Source organism: Pseudopontixanthobacter vadosimaris (assembly GCF_012979275.1).
GTDB lineage: Bacteria > Pseudomonadota > Alphaproteobacteria > Sphingomonadales > Sphingomonadaceae > Pseudopontixanthobacter > Pseudopontixanthobacter vadosimaris.
This window is the reverse complement of the sequence record NZ_JABASZ010000040.1, coordinates 70,478-86,771: the sequence shown is the minus strand read 5'-3', so window position 1 is coordinate 86,771 and position 16,294 is coordinate 70,478. Positions and strand designations below refer to the sequence as shown.

At 64.8% G+C, this 16,294-nt stretch carries 13 protein-coding genes; 10 read left to right on the top strand and 3 right to left on the bottom strand.

From position 1 onward, the window contains the following. Positions 1–19: 19 nt before the first annotated feature. Positions 20–1,126: a DUF2332 domain-containing protein gene (locus HG250_RS11235; protein WP_240957088.1), complete on the bottom strand. Its 1,107-nt coding sequence runs from the start codon at positions 1,124–1,126 to the stop codon at positions 20–22. Positions 1,127–1,169: 43 nt separating this feature from the next. On the opposite strand from HG250_RS11235, the gene hisG reads away from it, so the two are divergent. The 8 genes from hisG to HG250_RS11195 all read left to right on the top strand — a co-directional run bounded on the left by hisG (position 1,170) and on the right by HG250_RS11195 (position 9,988). Further along, complete coding sequence (gene hisG / locus HG250_RS11230) at positions 1,170–1,826, top strand: ATP phosphoribosyltransferase (RefSeq protein WP_170005412.1); 657 nt, start codon at positions 1,170–1,172, stop codon at positions 1,824–1,826. Further along, positions 1,826–3,118: a histidinol dehydrogenase gene (gene hisD / locus HG250_RS11225; protein ID WP_170005411.1), complete on the top strand. Its 1,293-nt coding sequence runs from the start codon at positions 1,826–1,828 to the stop codon at positions 3,116–3,118. The genes hisG and hisD overlap by 1 nt, the downstream gene beginning before the upstream one ends. Beyond that, complete coding sequence (gene nusB, locus HG250_RS11220; RefSeq protein WP_170005410.1) at positions 3,115–3,666, top strand: transcription antitermination factor NusB; 552 nt, start codon at positions 3,115–3,117, stop codon at positions 3,664–3,666. Before hisD ends, nusB begins: the two co-directional genes overlap by 4 nt. Positions 3,667–3,690: 24 nt before the next feature. Then, entirely contained in the window at positions 3,691–4,581 is an 891-nt protein-coding gene (gene thiL / locus HG250_RS11215; protein WP_170005409.1) for a thiamine-phosphate kinase, read from the top strand. Positions 4,582–4,694: 113 nt separating this feature from the next. Then, positions 4,695–6,845: a sodium-translocating pyrophosphatase gene (locus HG250_RS11210; protein WP_170005408.1), complete on the top strand. Its 2,151-nt coding sequence runs from the start codon at positions 4,695–4,697 to the stop codon at positions 6,843–6,845. A 134-nt stretch (positions 6,846–6,979) separates the two neighbouring features. Then, positions 6,980–8,149, top strand: a complete 1,170-nt coding sequence (locus HG250_RS11205; RefSeq protein ID WP_240957087.1) for a GNAT family N-acetyltransferase — start codon at positions 6,980–6,982, stop codon at positions 8,147–8,149. Between the two features lie 29 nt (positions 8,150–8,178). Further along, positions 8,179–9,075 (top strand): transcriptional regulator, encoded by an 897-nt coding sequence (locus tag HG250_RS11200; RefSeq protein WP_170005480.1) that lies wholly within the window; start codon positions 8,179–8,181, stop codon positions 9,073–9,075. A 31-nt stretch (positions 9,076–9,106) separates the two neighbouring features. Continuing rightward, positions 9,107–9,988 (top strand): acyl-CoA thioesterase, encoded by an 882-nt coding sequence (locus tag HG250_RS11195; protein WP_170005407.1) that lies wholly within the window; start codon positions 9,107–9,109, stop codon positions 9,986–9,988. 27 nt (positions 9,989–10,015) lie between these two features. On the opposite strand, the gene uvrC is transcribed toward HG250_RS11195, so the two are convergent. Then, positions 10,016–11,995, bottom strand: coding sequence for an excinuclease ABC subunit UvrC (gene uvrC / locus HG250_RS11190; protein ID WP_170005406.1), 1,980 nt, complete (start codon positions 11,993–11,995; stop codon positions 10,016–10,018). Positions 11,996–12,105: 110 nt separating this feature from the next. On the opposite strand from uvrC, the gene HG250_RS11185 reads away from it, so the two are divergent. Beyond that, the gene (locus HG250_RS11185) at positions 12,106–13,335 is read left to right on the top strand and encodes a BaiN/RdsA family NAD(P)/FAD-dependent oxidoreductase (RefSeq protein WP_170005405.1); all 1,230 of its coding nucleotides are present in this window, start codon (positions 12,106–12,108) and stop codon (positions 13,333–13,335) included. On the opposite strand, the gene HG250_RS11180 is transcribed toward HG250_RS11185, so the two are convergent. Beyond that, positions 13,332–15,794: a TonB-dependent receptor domain-containing protein gene (locus HG250_RS11180; RefSeq protein ID WP_338103911.1), complete on the bottom strand. Its 2,463-nt coding sequence runs from the start codon at positions 15,792–15,794 to the stop codon at positions 13,332–13,334. The two genes, HG250_RS11185 and HG250_RS11180, sit on opposite strands and share 4 nt — an antisense overlap. Positions 15,795–16,039: 245 nt before the next feature. Here HG250_RS11180 and infA point away from each other — a divergent pair, with 245 nt between their 5' ends. After that, complete coding sequence (gene infA / locus HG250_RS11175; RefSeq protein ID WP_047806247.1) at positions 16,040–16,285, top strand: translation initiation factor IF-1; 246 nt, start codon at positions 16,040–16,042, stop codon at positions 16,283–16,285. Positions 16,286–16,294: the final 9 nt, after the last annotated feature.

Here is a 16,294-nt window from a genome sequence, read left to right as displayed (position 1 = left end):
CGGCGGATCGGCCACATCGTCATGCGCGCCATTCGACCCAGGCGCCATGGGGATGCGCGGCGGCAAGCGTCACCCACTGCTCGCCGCCCGGCCAGAACCGCACCTGCAGTTCATGCGCGAATGTCTGCCGGTCGGTCTCCAGCCGCAGCCAGGCAACGGGCCTCGCGGCACCGGCAGCGCCTCCCGCCTGTTCGACAGTCCGCTTGATGCGATCCTGCGTGATTTTGGGCAGATATTGCCAGACGATCGTATGGAACAGGCAGCGCGTGGTCCCCTCCACCTGCGGTTCCGCCATGATCGCCTCGACCCAATCGCCGGCATCCGCGCGGTCGAGTTCGGGCGCGCGCTCCTGCGCCAGCGACTGCGCGGCATCGATCCGCGCCATGCGTTCGACGGCTTCGGGCCAGACATAGCTTTTCAGCCGAAGCACCGCTTCCGGGTCGCGCAAATCGATCGGTTTGAGGTCGCAGCCACGGGCTCCGGTAATCGTCACCCCGGCATCGGGCGGCGGATCGCCGCGCCATTCGGGCGCAAGCCGCAGCGGCGACGAAGAGCCGAACTCTACGCCGCCAAGATCATAGGCATACCGGTCCATCATCGCGTTGATGCCGGCACTCGCCCCGATCTCGTTCAGCTCGAAGCAGGGTCCTAGCCGCTGCGACAGCCACGCCAGCCCCGCCATGATGGCCGAGGATCGGCCCGCCTCGTTCGTCTGCGGCGGCCCGTCCAGCCACGGCAGCAGCACGGTGTCATGCTTGTGGATCATCTCGCCCACCAGACGGTCGACGGTTCGCTGGTCGGTGGTGATACCGGCATAGACCGGTTCCAGCGAACGGTCCTGCCCGGTCAGCAGGAGATGGTGCAGCCCGGCTGTAATCCGCAGCGGGAGGGCATCCCTGATCACCGGCCCCTGCCACGCCGCCATGCGCCTGCCCACCGCAGTTTCGCTTTCCAGCACCGGCAGCAGGGCGCGGATCACGCGGGCTGTACCGGGCGCCCCGTTGCGTTCGGCATGCATCGCCTGCCACTCGATACCCTGCGGCACGGATTTCATCTCCATCACGGGGTCGTCCGTCCGGTCATGCGAACCGCCCGCACCCTTCTGGCTGCCCTCGTCCTGCGCCATAGCGATTGCCCTTTTGCCGGTCGCATCCTAGATGCCGGGCATAATGCCGACATTTCTCACCTTTGCCATCCCCAAGGGCCGCATTCTCGACGAAGCCCTGCCGGTCATGGCGCGGGCAGGCGTGGTGCCCGAACCTGCGTTTCACGACAAGGCCAACCGGTCGCTCAGCTTCGCGACCACGCGCACGGACATGCGGCTCATCCGGGTGCGCGCTTTCGACGTCGCCACCTTCGTCGCCCATGGCGCGGCGCAGATGGGCATCGTCGGTTCCGACGTCATCGAGGAATTCGACTATTCCGATCTTTATGCTCCCGTCGATCTCGATATCGGGCATTGCCGCCTGTCGGTGGCCGAACCGGCCGAGGGTGCTGCGGCTGTCGATGGCGCCAGCCATGTGAGGGTCGCCACGAAATACCCGAACATTACGCGCCGTCATTTCGAGGTCTGCGGCCAGCAGGCGGAATGCGTGAAGCTGAACGGGGCGATGGAACTGGCCCCCAGTCTCGATCTTGCCGGACGGATTGTGGATTTGGTTTCGACAGGCGCGACATTGAAACAGAACGGGCTGGTCGAAACCCGGCGCATCATGGATGTGTCGGCGCGCCTGATCGTCAATCGCGCTGCCCTTAAAACCGACACCCGTGTCGCCGAACTCGTCGATCTCTTCCGCGGTGCAGCCGGCGGGCGGAACGCGGCCTGATGCGCCACCTTTCCATCAACGATGCCGGTTTCGAGGCAGCTTTCACCCGCATGGTCGAGGCGCGCCGCGACAGCGATGCCGATGTGGCGAGGGACGTCACCGACATTCTGCGGCGGGTCCGCGATACCGGCGATGCCGCATTGGTCGATTACACGATGCGCTTCGACGATCACCGGCTCGGTTCCGATGCCGACTGGCGCGTCGACGCCGAAACCTGCCACGCCGCTTTCGCGGACCTGCCGGCCGATCTGCGGCAGGCGCTCGAGCTCGCCGCCACGCGCATCCGCGCCTATCACGAGGCGCAGATACCGGAAGATCGCGATTATGTCGACGATGCGGGAGTACGGCTGGGAGCGCGGTGGCTGCCGGTGGATGCGGCGGGCCTGTACGTTCCCGGCGGGCGCGCATCCTATCCTTCCTCGCTGCTGATGAACGCTATTCCGGCAAAGGTGGCGGGTGTCGAACGGCTGGTGGTGGTGACACCCACCCCGCGGGGCGAGGCGAATGCGCTGGTTCTTGCAGCGGCTCACCTCGCCGGGATCGATGAAATCTGGCGCATCGGCGGCGCGCAGGCCGTCGGCGCACTGGCCTATGGCACCGAGCGCATCCGCCCTGTCGATGTCATCACCGGCCCCGGTAACGCCTGGGTGGCCGAAGCGAAGCGCCAGCTATATGGCCGTGTCGGCATCGACATGGTCGCGGGGCCGAGCGAAATTCTCGTCATCGCGGATGCGCAGAACGACCCCGATCTGATCGCGGCAGACCTGTTGAGCCAGGCCGAACATGACCCGACCGCGCAATCGATCCTCATCACCGACGATGCCGGCTTCGCCGCACAGGTCGAGGATCGCATCGATTTGCAGCTGATGTCCCTGAAAACGGGCAGCACGGCGAGGAAGAGCTGGGAAGCGCATGGCGTGATGATCGTCGTCGACCGACTGGACCAGGCCGTACCCCTCGCCAACCGCCTGGCGGCGGAACATGTCGAACTCGCCGTAGTTGATCCCGATGCGCTGATGCAGGGTATCCGCCATGCCGGCAGCATCTTCCTTGGCCGGATGACTCCGGAAGCGGTCGGCGATTATGTCGCGGGGCCAAACCATGTCCTGCCCACCGGGCGCAGGGCGGGTTTCGCCAGCGGATTGTCGGTCCTCGATTTCATGAAGCGCACCAGCTTCATCGGGCTGAACCGCAGCGCCCTCGATGCCATCGGCCCCGCCGCCGCCGTGCTCGCCCATGCCGAAGGGTTGCCGGCCCACGCAAGGTCCATAGAATTGCGACTGAAACGATGATTGACGACGAACATACGAACGCAGCTGATCGGGTCGGGAACAACGGCGAGCGCGGCGTTGCCGGGCAAAAACCTGCGCGGAAGGGCAGGCAGGCGCGTACACAGGCCCGCTCCGCTTCGCGCCTGGCCGCGGTGCAGGCCCTGTACCAGATGCAGATGGAAAGCACCCCCCTGCCCCGGCTGCTGGATGAATTCCACCAGCACAGGCTGGGCGCAGAAATCGAGGGCGACGAATATGCCGAGGCCGACACGGCGTTCTTTGACGATATCGTGCGCGGCGTGGATGCGCGGCGGGACGAAATCGACGAATTGTTGACGCAGCGCCTGGCGCAGGGCTGGACGCTCAAGCGCATGGACAAGACGATGCTGCAGATCCTGCGCGCGGGTTCTTATGAACTGGTAGCGCGGGCCGATGTGCCGACAGCCGCGGCGATCAGCGAATATGTCGATGTTGCAAAAGCATTCTTCGACACGCGCGAGGCGAAATTCGTGAACGGCATATTGGACGCCGTTGCGAAGCAGGTTCGCAGCGGAACGGCAACGGGCTGACGATGCCGATCGTAATCGCAGCGCGTGACTGACGAAGCGGGGTTCATCGCCTCGCTGCGCGGTCTGGCGACCGGCCCGGCAGCGCGCGGTTTGCTGGACGATGCGGCGGTCCTGGAATTCGGCGGCGAAGCTCTGGTTCTGACGCTTGATACGATCGTCGAAGGCGTGCACTGGCTGGAGGGTCAGGACTTCGCCGATGTCGCGTGGAAGCTGGTCGCGACCAACCTTTCCGACCTTGCCGCCATGGGCGCGACGCCGCTTGGCGTGCTGCTGTCCTACAGCCTTGCGGGTGATGCCGCCGATTCGCGTTTCCTCGCAGGGCTTGCCGAAGTGCTGACCGCTTACGAAACGCCGCTCCTTGGCGGAGACACGGTGTCCGCAACAGCCGGGCCGCACCATTTCGGCATGACCGCGATCGGACGGGCAACCAGCAGCCCCGTGCCATCGCGCAGCGGGGCAAAGCCGGGGGATCTGCTCTACCTCACCGGGACGGTGGGCAGCGCCATGTTGGGGTTCGAGGCGCTGCGCGACGGGACGGATGCGGACAGCACCGCCTACCGCCGCCCGCAGCCGCTGTTGCAGGAAGGGCGATCGCTCGCGCCTCTGGTCAGCGCCATGATGGATGTATCGGACGGCCTGCTCCTCGATGCCAGTCGCCTGGCCCGGGCCAGCAAGGTCAGCATCGCGATCACGTCGGCCGACGTGCCCGTGGCCAGTTCGGAACGCCGCGCCGAGTGTCTGCGCTGGGGTGACGATTACCAGCTGTTGTTCACTGCTCCGGCGGAGTTGCGACTGCCGGTAACGGCCCATCGGATCGGCGAGGTTCTTCCCGCCGGAGACGAACCCCTGCTCTATCTCGACAGCGAAAAGCTGGCCGATGACGGAACGCTCGGCTTCAGCCACGCAGCTTCCTGATGCGGACGGTGCTCCGGGGCGAACCATGCCCCCTTGCCAGCCTGCCGCGTCTATTTATACCTGCCTTTATAAGACTGCGCGCAAGATGCGGTCGCAACAGGGAGGGAATGCAAGTGAATCTTGTCTTGATCTCGATCATCCTCGGGCTTGTCGCCGTCATCTACGGCTTCGTGACCAGTCGCCAGGTTCTCGGCAGCGGCGCCGGCAATGCGCGCATGCAGGAAATCGCCGGCGCCATTCAGGAAGGCGCACAGGCCTATCTGAAGCGGCAATATACCGCCATCGCCATTGTCGGTGTGGTCGTCGCGGTCATCGTATTCTTCTTTCTCGGCACCATCAGCGCCGCCGGCTTCATCCTGGGAGCGATCCTTTCGGGAGCCGCCGGCTTCATCGGCATGAACATATCGGTGCGCGCCAATGTCCGCACCGCCGCCGCAGCGCAGAGCGGGCTGCAGCAGGGCCTCACCCTCGCCTTCCGCGCCGGGGCGATCACCGGAATGCTCGTCGCGGGACTCGCGCTTCTGGCGATTGCCGGCTTCTTCTTCGTGCTGACCGAGGGCATGGGTCTGCTCGCCAACGACCGGGCGGTGATCGATGCATTGGTCTCGCTCGCATTCGGCGCTTCGCTCATCTCGATCTTCGCCCGCCTCGGCGGCGGCATCTTCACCAAGGCGGCGGATGTCGGTGCCGATCTCGTCGGCAAGGTCGAGGCCGGCATTCCCGAGGACGACCCGCGCAACCCCGCCGTCATCGCGGATAATGTGGGCGACAATGTCGGCGATTGCGCGGGCATGGCCGCCGACCTGTTCGAAACCTATGTCGTCACCGTAGGTGCTACCATGGTGCTGACCGCCTTGCTGCTGACCGGCCTCGGCAATCTGCTGGTACCGATGATGGCCCTGCCGCTGCTGATCGGCGGAGTCTGCATCGTGACCTCCATCATCGGCACCTATTTCGTCAGGCTGGGCCGCCGCCAATCGATCATGGGGGCGATGTACAAGGGCTTTCTCGTCACCGCGCTCCTTTCGGTTCCGGCTATCTGGATCGCCATCTGGGCGGCGCTGGGCGGCGATATGGATCTGGCCATCGGCGGCACCATGCCCAATGTCGACCCCGGTGCGCCGATCGCGGAAGAAGGCTTCGCGCAGCTCGGCATCTTCACCGGCTGGTCGCTGTTCTGGTCGTCCATGGTCGGGCTGGTCATCACCGGGCTGATCATCTGGATTACCGAATATTACACCGGCACCCAGTTTCGCCCGGTCCGCTCCATCGCGAAGAGTTCCGAAACCGGGCACGGCACCAATGTCATCCAGGGGCTGGCGATCTCGCTCGAAGCCACGGCGCTGCCCACCCTCGTCATCGTGACCGGCATCGTCGTCGCCTATCAGCTCGCCGGGCTGATCGGCATCGCCTATGCCGCGACCGCCATGCTGGCGCTGGCGGGCATGGTCGTCGCGCTCGACGCCTATGGGCCGGTGACGGACAACGCGGGCGGTATCGCGGAAATGGCGGGGCTGGACGATACTGTCCGCGACAGGACGGATGCGCTGGACGCGGTCGGCAATACGACGAAGGCGGTCACCAAGGGCTACGCCATCGGTTCGGCCGGTCTTGCGGCGCTCGTGCTGTTCGCCGCCTACACGACCGATCTCGCTGAATTCTTCCCGCTGCTCGACGTCGATTTCAGCCTGGAAAACCCCTATGTGATCGTCGGCCTGTTGCTGGGGGCGCTGCTGCCCTATCTGTTCGGGGCGATGGGCATGACGGCGGTCGGGCGCGCCGCGGGGGACGTGGTGAAGGACGTGCGTGAACAATTCGCCGCGGATCCGGGCATCATGGCGGGGACCAGCCGGCCGAATTATGCGCGCACGGTCGATCTGGTGACCCGCGCGGCGATCAAGGAGATGATCGTTCCTTCGCTGCTGCCGGTCCTGACGCCGATCGCCGTCTATTTCATCATCACTGCGGTCGCCGGCCAGCAGAACGGATTTGCCGCTCTCGGGGCATTGCTGCTGGGCGTGATCGTCAGCGGGTTGTTCGTGGCCCTGTCGATGACCTCGGGCGGCGGCGCCTGGGACAATGCCAAGAAATATATCGAGGACGGCCATCACGGCGGCAAGGGCAGCGAGGCGCACAAGGCGGCGGTTACCGGCGATACGGTGGGCGATCCCTACAAGGATACGGCCGGCCCTGCGGTGAACCCGATGATCAAGATCACCAATATCGTCGCGCTGCTTCTGCTCGCCGCACTGGCCGGGGGGTAGATCCGCATTCCGGCGCCAGGCGGCCCGCTTTTGCATCCGCAGACGCCCCACCGGCGTTAAATCTTCCGTAGCGCTTCTGCCGCTAATAACGCGGCAGGGCGGACGACGAGCGGAAGATCGGGGCAACAGGACGAATGGCGACCATGCCGTTACAGGCTACGGAAACTGGCGAGGCCGACCGGGGAGCGCAGGCGGACCACGCCTTCGCCATGTTGCGCGGGTCAGATCGGATCGATGTTCGTGACTGGCACAGGCTGGCCGAAGCAAGCTGCGAGCCGAATTCCTTTTTCGAACATTGGTATCTGCGGCCCTCGATCGGCCAGTGCGCGCACGGCAGTGCGGTTCATCTCGCCATCGGACGGGAGGCCCGGAACGATGCCCGGCGGCTGAACGGATTACTGCCGATCTGCCGCCGTTCCATCTATTACGGCTACCCCGTTCCGCATCTTGCGACATGGATGCATCCCAATATCTTCTGCGGCTCGCCGCTCACGCTTGCAGGTCAGACGCAACGGTTCTGGCGCGCGCTGCTGGACTGGGCCGACCGCAACGCACAGGCGGCGCTGTTTCTTCATCTGCCGCAATTGCCCTCCGACGGGCCAAGCTATGCCGCGCTGCAGCGGGTGCTGCGCGAGGAGGGCCGTGTTGCGGGAATTGTCCGGGTCGAGGAAAGAGCCATGCTCCGGTCCGGTCATTCGCCCGGGGATTATGTCGCGGCAGCGATGAGCGGCAAGAAGCGCAAGGAATTGCGGCGCCAGCGCAAGCGCCTGTCGGAACTCGGCAATCTGCGCTTCATCCGCCAGTCGGACTCAGGCGCCCTCGGCGGATGGATCACGCAGTTCCTGCAACTGGAACAGGCAGGCTGGAAGGGGGCGGCAGGCTCGGCCCTGATGTCCAGCAGCGATACGGCCGATCTGTTTCGTCATGCATTGTCCGGTGCCGCTGAATATGGCCGCCTGGAGCGGCTCTCGCTGGAACTGGACGGAAGGCCGGTCGCCATGCTGGCCAATTTCATCGCCGCGCCGGGGGTCTTCAGCTACAAGACCGCATTCGATGAAGAATTCGCCCGGTTCTCCCCCGGCATGTTGTTGCAGATGGAGAATATGGACCTGCTGAAACGGCAGGACATGCAGTGGGCGGACAGCTGCGCCGCAGCCAATCACCCGATGATCGAGCGGATCTGGCGCGAAAAGAGGCGCATGGTCGATGTAAATGTCGGCATCGGCGGCAAGCTGCGCCGCTCGCTGTTCCGGGGCATGCTGCGAATGGAATCGGGCTGTGCCATCACGGGGCTGGAACCGTGAACCTGCGAACGGAAGCTGCTCATGGCGCGATCTTCCCCGTTGGACCCGGTGCAGGCCCGGCGCGGCCGCAGCCTGTCTTTCCTCCAAGGGCGCAGCAGGTTTTCGCGCGCAATTACCCGGAAACGCCGCATCGCCTGGATCATACCCTGGCACAGCACGACCTGCTGACGCTGGATTCGCTCGCCTCGCTCGCCACCCGTCTTCCCGACCAGTCGGTGGAGTATAACTGCGGCGATCTGCCGATCGGCATCGACGGGAAGCCGGGCGCGACGGGCCTCGGCATCGCCGAGACGATCCGCCACATCGCTACCAGCAACAGCTGGGCCGTGCTGAAGAATGTCGAACAGGTGCCGGCCTATCGCTCCCTGCTGCTGTCCCTGCTGGAAGAATTGCGACCCGCCATCGAGAGGCGCACGGGGGCAATGCTGCGGCCGCAGGGCTATGTCTTCATTTCTTCACCCGATGCGGTCACGCCCTATCATTTCGATCCCGAACACAACATCCTGCTGCAACTGGTCGGCAGCAAGGTGATGACCCAGTTCCCCGCCGGCGACCCGCGCTTCGCACCCGATACGGTTTACGAAGCCTATCACACCGGCGGTGCGCGGGAATTGCGGTGGAACGACGACTTCGCGGCAGAAGGAACGGAGTTCGCGTTGCAAGCGGGGCAAGCCGTTTACGTGCCGGTCATGGCGCCGCATTTCGTCCGCAACGGGCGGGTCAGCTCGATCTCCCTCTCGATCACCTGGCGCAGCGACTGGAGCTTCGCCGAAGCGGATGCGCGAGCCTTCAACCATCTGCTCCGGCGCCTGGGTTTCACTCCGCGCGCGCCGGGCAGATGGCCCGCCGGCAACAGGGCCAAGGCGCTCGCAAGTCGGGCGATCCGCAGGCTTTCGCCCCGGAAAAGCCGCGCCGCACAGGATTGACCTGCCCGGTGCAGCGCAGCATGGGTCGCTGATGACAGACCAAAGCACCAACGAACGATTGATCGCCGACCTACTGGCCCTTCTCGACGTCACATCGACCGGAGAGGACCGCTACGAGGGGCGGCGCAAGAAGGACGGCGTCGGACGCGTCTTCGGCGGGCAAGTGATCGCGCAGGGGCTCGTCGCCGCCGAACGCAGCGTCGAGGACGATCGCGCGGTTCACTCGCTTCATGCTTACTTCCTGCGCGGCGGCAGCGAAGATCATACCGTGGATTACGCGGTGGACCGGCAATTCGACGGGCGCAGCTTTTCCAACCGGCGCATCGTCGCCGCGCAGGAGGGCCGCCCCATTCTCAACATGGCGGCATCCTTCCAGCGGCACGAGGAAGGGCTGGAGCATCAGGTCGATGCGCTGCCTGACGTTCCCGGTCCTGATGAACTGACGCCGATGATGCAAGAACGCGAGGCACTGGCCGCCACGATGCCGGAACCGGCGCGCACCATCTTCATGCAGCCCCGCCCGATCGAGATGCGATCGGTCGAAGGGGCGCATTGGAGTCATAAGAAGCCGGCCCCGCCCCTTTCGCACAGCTGGATGCGGGCGGTGGCGCCGCTGCCCGACGATCCGCGCATCCACCGCGCCGTTCTGGCCTATGCCAGCGACATGATGCTGCTGGGAACGTCGATGCTGCCGCACGGCCTCAGCTGGGCGCGGAACGAGATCGTCGGCGCCAGTCTGGATCACGCGGTCTGGTTCCATGCGCCGTTCCGTGCCGATGATTGGCTGCTTTACGCCACCGACAGCCCGTGGACCGCCGGAGGGCGCGGCTTCAATCGCGGGCGAATATTTTCCGCCGATGGCAGGCTGGTCGCCAGCGTGGCGCAGGAAGGGGTCGTACGGAAACGCAGCTGACGCCCCACGACATGCTCCTGCCGCACCCTACCCGTTGGGGTGGTAGAAGTCGTAGATCGCCTGCGCGACCGAAATGCTGACGCCGGGCGCGCGCTGCAGATCCTGCAATGACGCCGCCCGAACCTTACCCGCCGTGCCGAAATGCAGCAGCAGCGCACGTTTGCGTGCCGGGCCGATGCCGGGGATCTCGTCCAGCGGGCTGGCGCTGATCGCGCGGCTTCGCTTTGCCCGGTGCGCGCCGATGGCAAAGCGGTGCACCTCGTCCCGCCAGCGCTGAAGCTGGAACAGCACCGGCGAATTGGTCGGCAGCGTCTTCTCGCGTCCGTCGGGGAAATGGAACACTTCGCGGCCCTCGCGCCCATGGTCCGGCCCCTTGGCAATGGCGATCAGCGGCACGTCTTCTATGCCGAGTTCGGACAGCGTATCGCGCACCGTGCTCATCTGTCCCTTGCCGCCATCGATCAGCACCAGGTCGGGCCATACGGTCACTCCGTCGACGCTCTGCTCGCGGTCGGGATCGTCCTTCATCGCGCGGCTGAACCGCCGTTCCATCACCTCGCGCATCATGCCGAAATCGTCATTCGTCTGCGCGGAGCGGATGTTGAACTTGCGATACTGGTTCTTGATGAAGCCTTCCGGCCCGGCAACCACCATCGCGCCGACCGCCTTGCTGCCCTGGATGTGGCTGTTATCGTAGATTTCCACGCGCTGCGGTACTTCCGGAAGCTCGAAGAATTCGGCCACGTCCCGCAGGATCTTCGCCTTCGTGCCGGTTTCCGCCAGCCGCCTGTCGAGGGCTTCCGTCGCATTGCGCTGGGCCTGCTGCATCAGCTTGCGCCGGTCGCCGCGCTGCGGGACGGAAATCTCCACCCGCGTACCCGCGCTTTCGCACAGGGCCTGCTCCAGCAATTCGCGGTCCGGCAGTTCGCGATCGAGCAGGATGTTGCGCGGCGGCGGAACCTCTTCGTAGAACTGCGCCAGAACGTCGGAGAGAATCTCCTCCTCCGGCACATCGGCCGTGTGCCTGGGGAAAATGGCCCTGTGGCCCCAGTTCTGCCCGCCCCGCACGAAGAACGCCTGGATGCCCACCTGCCCGCCTTTGGCCGCGAGCGCGAAAATATCAGCATCGCCTACACCTGCTGCGTTGATTGCCTGGCTGCCCTGAATGAAGGTGGCCGCACGCAACCGGTCCCGCAGCATGGCGGCGCTCTCGAAATCGAGATTGGCGGCGGCTTCCGCCATCTGCTTCTCGATTTCCTGCTGCACGGCCGAGGACTTTCCGCCGAGAAATTCCTTCGCCTGCCGGACCAGATCGGCATAATCGTCCTTGCCGATGCGCCCGACACAAGGGGCCGAGCACCTCTTGATCTGATACAGCATGCAGGGCCGGTCGCGGCGGCTGAAGAAGCCGTCGTTGCAGGATCGCAGCAGGAACAGTTTCTGGAGCGCATTGATCGTAGTGTTGACCGATCCCGCACTGGCGAAGGGGCCGAAATACTGGCCTTTCGCCCGGCGCGCGCCGCGATGTTTCTGGATGCGCGGATAATCGTGATCGGCGCGCAGCAGGATGAAGGGGAAGCTCTTGTCGTCGCGCAGCAGCACATTGTAGGGCGGGCGATACCGCTTGATCAGCTGTGCTTCCAGCAGCAGCGCCTCGGCCTCCGAATTGGTGGTGATGATCTCCATCTGCCGGGTCTGGCTGACCATGCGCTGCAGCCGGTTCGTCAGGCTGGCGATGTTGGTGTAGTTGGCGACACGGTTCTTCAGCGCCCGCGCCTTGCCGACATACAGGACGTCGCCGCGCGCATCGATCATGCGATAGACACCGGGTTTCGGTTTCAGCACCTTCACCGTTTCGCGGATCGCCTCCACGCCCGCCTGAAGGTCGGGCCTCTCGCTGCCACGCACGGTGTTGCTGGCGGCATTTTCATTGAAGCGCGCGGAATCGCTTGGTCCGCCCGTCTTGCCGCCGGTCCTGCGGTCCTTGGTCGTGGGGGTCTGCGCCATGCCGGCCAGATAGGGCTTGATGCGGCGAAAGAAAAGCGGGCCGGGTGCATGGGCGCAAGGCTTGCGCCCGGGCCGGACCCGCCTATGGGCGACAGGATGATGGAACGAACATGAACCGCGAATTCGATGCGATCGTCCTGGGCGGAGGTGCGGCGGGGCTGATGTGCGCCGCCATTGCCGGGCAGCACGGCCTTCGCGTGCTGGTGCTGGAACGCTCGGAAAAGGTCGGGCGCAAGATCCTGATTTCCGGTGGCGGCCGCTGCAATTTCACCAATCTGCAGATCGCACCCGAACGCTTCCTTTCGGCCAATCCGCATTTCGCCAAATCCGCTCTCAGCCGCTACACGGCACGGGATTTTCTCGATCTGGTGGAGCGGTACACCATCGCCTGGCACGAGAAGACGCTGGGCCAATTGTTCTGCGATGGCTCTGCCAGCCAGATCGTCGACATGCTGCTGGCCGAATGTGCGAAAGGCGACGTGACTGTCCTGACCGGTCAGAAGATCGTCGAGGCCGGCCGGCATGGCGCGGGCTTCGCGGTGGTGACGGACGATGCCGAATACAGCGCGCGCAACCTGGTGATTGCGACCGGCGGCCCTTCCATTCCCAGGATGGGAGCCAGCGACTTCGCCTATTCGCTCGCGCGCCAGTTCGGGCTGAAAGTGGTGGAGCCGCGCCCCGCTCTCGTCCCCCTCACGCTGGGGGGCGAGGACGTGCTGTTCCGCGATCTTTCCGGCGTATCGGCCGATGTAACCGCCCGCAGCGGCAAGACGCGGTTCCGCGAAGCTGCGCTGTTCACCCATCGCGGACTGTCCGGCCCGTCGATCCTGCAGATCTCATCCTACTGGAAGCATGGCGAGCCGGTCGGGATCGATTTCCTTCCCGATCATACGGACGGCTGGCTGGTCGAGGCGAAACGCGCCCAGCCCCGTTCCGGCATCAAGAGCATCCTGCGCAGCGTGCTGGCGGAACGACTGGCCGCGACACTGGCAGAGCGGCTGGAATTGGATGGCGATATCGGCAACATCCCCGACAAGGCGCTGCGAAATGCCGAGGCACGGCTGCGCGACTGGCGGTTCACGCCGAACGGCACCGAAGGCTATGCGAAGGCCGAGGTGACCGCGGGCGGCATCTCTACCGCCGAACTGTCGTCGCGCACCATGGAAACGAAGAAGCAACCCGGCCTCTATTGCATCGGCGAAGCGGTGGACGTGACCGGCTGGCTGGGCGGCTATAATTTCCAGTGGGCCTGGGCGAGCGGCGTGGCTGCCGCCCGCGCCATGGCCGAAAAGGCGGGCGAAAAGGCAAACCCACCCGCGCCCGATCCCATCGCCACCTAGAAAATCTTGCGCGCCTCGATCTCGATGAACCGACCGATCGGGTCCACCAGGAAGGGTTGATAACGCAGCGGCACGGTGTCGGTGCTGTCGACGATGCTTTGCCGTGCATCGAACAGATTATCGACCCGCAGCGACAGGCGGACGCCCTTGAAGATGCCGGGATCGCTCCCGACGAGCCACTCCTGTTCCTCCACATTCATGAACAGGCGCAGGTCGAATGTAGCAAGATCGCCGAAGAACAGGTCGGTCGACCCGGGAAGGCCGCTGCCGTTCACCTGCGTGGCGGATGCGTAGTTCAGGCTGGCCCGTGCCCCCAGCCCCCGATAGAAACCGCCGCCTTCGATCTCGAACGCATGACGAAGCTCGCCGCCGCCGGAGATGGCATCGCCTTCGAGCAGGTCGAGTAGCGGTCCGCCCTCGGCGATCAGAACCTCGTTGCTGAACTGGATGGTGTGATAGGCCGCAATGTTGAAGCGCCCCTGCCGGTCGGCGCCTCTGCCGAACATCATTCCCGGCCCGCCGCCGGCGCCGCGACCCCCGCGTCCGCCCTGGGTGCCCTCCTCGCGTTCCGGTTCCTTGCCGATGCGTCCGAAAACATTGACGCCGTAGCGCAGCCGGTCGCTGCGCTGTTCGGCAAAGGTGATCGGCCGGCTGTCGATGGCGACCAGAGTGCCACTTGCACCGCGCGTCACCCGACCGGGGAAAGCAGCCTCGATGGCAGGGGTCAGCAGCGGGAAATTGGCAGTCACGTCATCGGAACGGTTGCGGAAATATTCCACGACGATGTTGCTGCGCTGCAGGAAATCCACATCGTAATTGGCGGACAGTTTCAGATCGCGCTGCGTCTCGGCCAGCAGGAGGGGATTGCCGCCCGTGGTGATGCTGGCGAGCACCGTCTCGCCGGATGCAAAATCGAATGTCGGCACATTGAAGGTGACGATTGTGGGCGAGCCGAGGCTGGTCAGCCCCGGCGCTGCCTCGCGCACGATGTAGCTCGCCTGGAGCGACAGGCTTTCGCTCGGATCCCAGTTCAGACCGGCGGTGTAATCATAGAGGGTGCCGAAGTCGGAAAGATGGTTGATACCGGCATTCAGATTGAGCGTCAGGTCGCCTATGGCGCTCAGGAAATCCTCGCGGCGGCTGGAAATCGGCACGCCCACATTGACGCCTGCGGACAGATCGGTGCGCGACAGATCGGCGCGGCCACCGACGGTGCGGCTGTCGCTGCTCTCGATCGCCTGGTAATCCACCCCGGCATCCACGGTGAGCGCCAGTTCGCCGCCCGGAAGAAGCAGAGGATTTCCGCGCAGGGTGACGAGTGCGGACGCATTGTCCGTGTCGGTTTCGGCCCGGTCGGTGCCTGCATCCGCGATGATGGGCAGCGGGCCACCTGCCGTCAATTCGCCGCCGTCGACCAGATCCTGAAGCGCGGAGAGATCACGGCGGCGGTCGATCAGGCTCCGGGCCTCGCCATGGCTGGCGTTGGCGGTCGCGGTCAGTCCGAAATCGCCGACCGGCTTGTTCAATGTGGTGCCCAGCGCGATGGTGGTGCTTCGCGTATCGCGCAGCAGCGGATTTGCATCCAGCACGCGCAAGGCCGAGATTCCGGCATTGTCCGTCAGCAGCACCGTTTCGAGACCGGACAGGGCAAGCCCGTCAATCCGCTCGAAATTGCCGTTCACCGCGATCGAGCCTTCGTTTTCGCCCAGCCCGCGCGTCCAGGTGGCGCCAAGTTCGATATTCGCATCATCCGACACCAGGCTGCGAAACCGCGCCGGGTCCGGGTCGCCCGCGACGGAGGACACGCTGCCTGCATTCTGCAGGATGCCGCGCTCCGCCTCTGTCAGCAGGCTGGTGTCGCCAAGTTCGAGATTGACGTTCAGGCGATCCGGTCCGTCGATCCGCAGATAGGTCAGTTCCACCTCGCTGGCGGAATAGCCGCCCGTGGTCGGCCGGCCATATTCCACTTCCACTTCGCGGCTCTGGAAATTGTCCTTCAGGATGATGTTCACGACACGTCTGTCAGGCGCAAAGCCGTAGCGGAGCGCCACTTCTTCGGGGAACACCTCGACCTTGCGGATTGCCTCGGGCGGATAGGAACGCAATTCGCGGAAGCTGGAGATACGCTGGCCATTGACCAGGATAATCGGCCGCCCGCCATCGCCGCGGCCGCGGCCGGACCCCGTCTGCGGTGAAATCGCCTCCAGCAATTCGTCGATCGATCCCGCGCCATAGGCGGCAATATCGGCTTCGTCGAATTCGGCCACGGGAGGTTGATCCACATCCAGCGAACCGCGAATGCGACTTGCGGTCACCACGATCTCGTTGCTCGCACCCGCTTGGTCAGCCGGTTCGACCGGCACTTCGGTGACCTGCGCCATTACCGGGGCGGAGGTCGTGAGCAGGAGAGCGACGAGACTGAGGCCGAGAGGCCGGCCGCGTAAGGCAAAAAGAGGCACAGGAATTCCTTGTCTGCCAGCATCACGTGCGCTGGTCGCTGATCCGCTCCCCCTGCCCCTGCTCCCACGTGTCGGCACGGGCAATGCGCGATGCAGCCCGAACGCTCAAGCAGCATTGCGTAATAAAATGTCTCAGGCTGCTGCAAAGCGCGCCTTTGCCCAAGAACGCGCAAGAGCTTTCCTTTTCGCCCATTCGCCGCTATGCGCGCGGCAATGATCATATCTACAAACGGAAACCCTGCCTGATGGCGAAAGAAGAACTCCTCGAAATGCGCGGCAAGGTGGTCGAACTTCTGCCCAACGCGATGTTCCGGGTTGAGCTTGAAAACGGCCATGAAGTTCTGGGCCACACGGCCGGCAAGATGCGCAAGAACCGCATTCGCGTGCTGGTGGGGGACGAGGTGCTTTGCGAATTGACGCCTTACGATCTGACCAAGGCGCGCATCACTTACCGCTTCATGCCCGGACGCGGCGGCCCCGGCCCGCAGTAACAGGCACGT

Excerpts from the sequence above, each read along its gene's own strand:
- infA (WP_047806247.1), top strand. The coding sequence starts at position 16,040 with ATGGCGAAAGAAGAACTCCTCGAAATGCGCGGCAAGGTGGTCGAACTT.
- uvrC (WP_170005406.1), bottom strand. The coding sequence starts at position 11,995 with ATGGCGCAGACCCCCACGACCAAGGACCGCAGGACCGGCGGCAAGACG.
- hisD (WP_170005411.1), top strand. The coding sequence starts at position 1,826 with ATGCGCCACCTTTCCATCAACGATGCCGGTTTCGAGGCAGCTTTCACC.
- HG250_RS11205 (WP_240957087.1), top strand. The coding sequence starts at position 6,980 with ATGGCGACCATGCCGTTACAGGCTACGGAAACTGGCGAGGCCGACCGG.
- HG250_RS11195 (WP_170005407.1), top strand. The coding sequence starts at position 9,107 with ATGACAGACCAAAGCACCAACGAACGATTGATCGCCGACCTACTGGCC.
- HG250_RS11235 (WP_240957088.1), bottom strand. The coding sequence starts at position 1,126 with ATGGCGCAGGACGAGGGCAGCCAGAAGGGTGCGGGCGGTTCGCATGAC.
- HG250_RS11185 (WP_170005405.1), top strand. The coding sequence starts at position 12,106 with ATGAACCGCGAATTCGATGCGATCGTCCTGGGCGGAGGTGCGGCGGGG.
- hisG (WP_170005412.1), top strand. The coding sequence starts at position 1,170 with ATGCCGACATTTCTCACCTTTGCCATCCCCAAGGGCCGCATTCTCGAC.
- nusB (WP_170005410.1), top strand. The coding sequence starts at position 3,115 with ATGATTGACGACGAACATACGAACGCAGCTGATCGGGTCGGGAACAAC.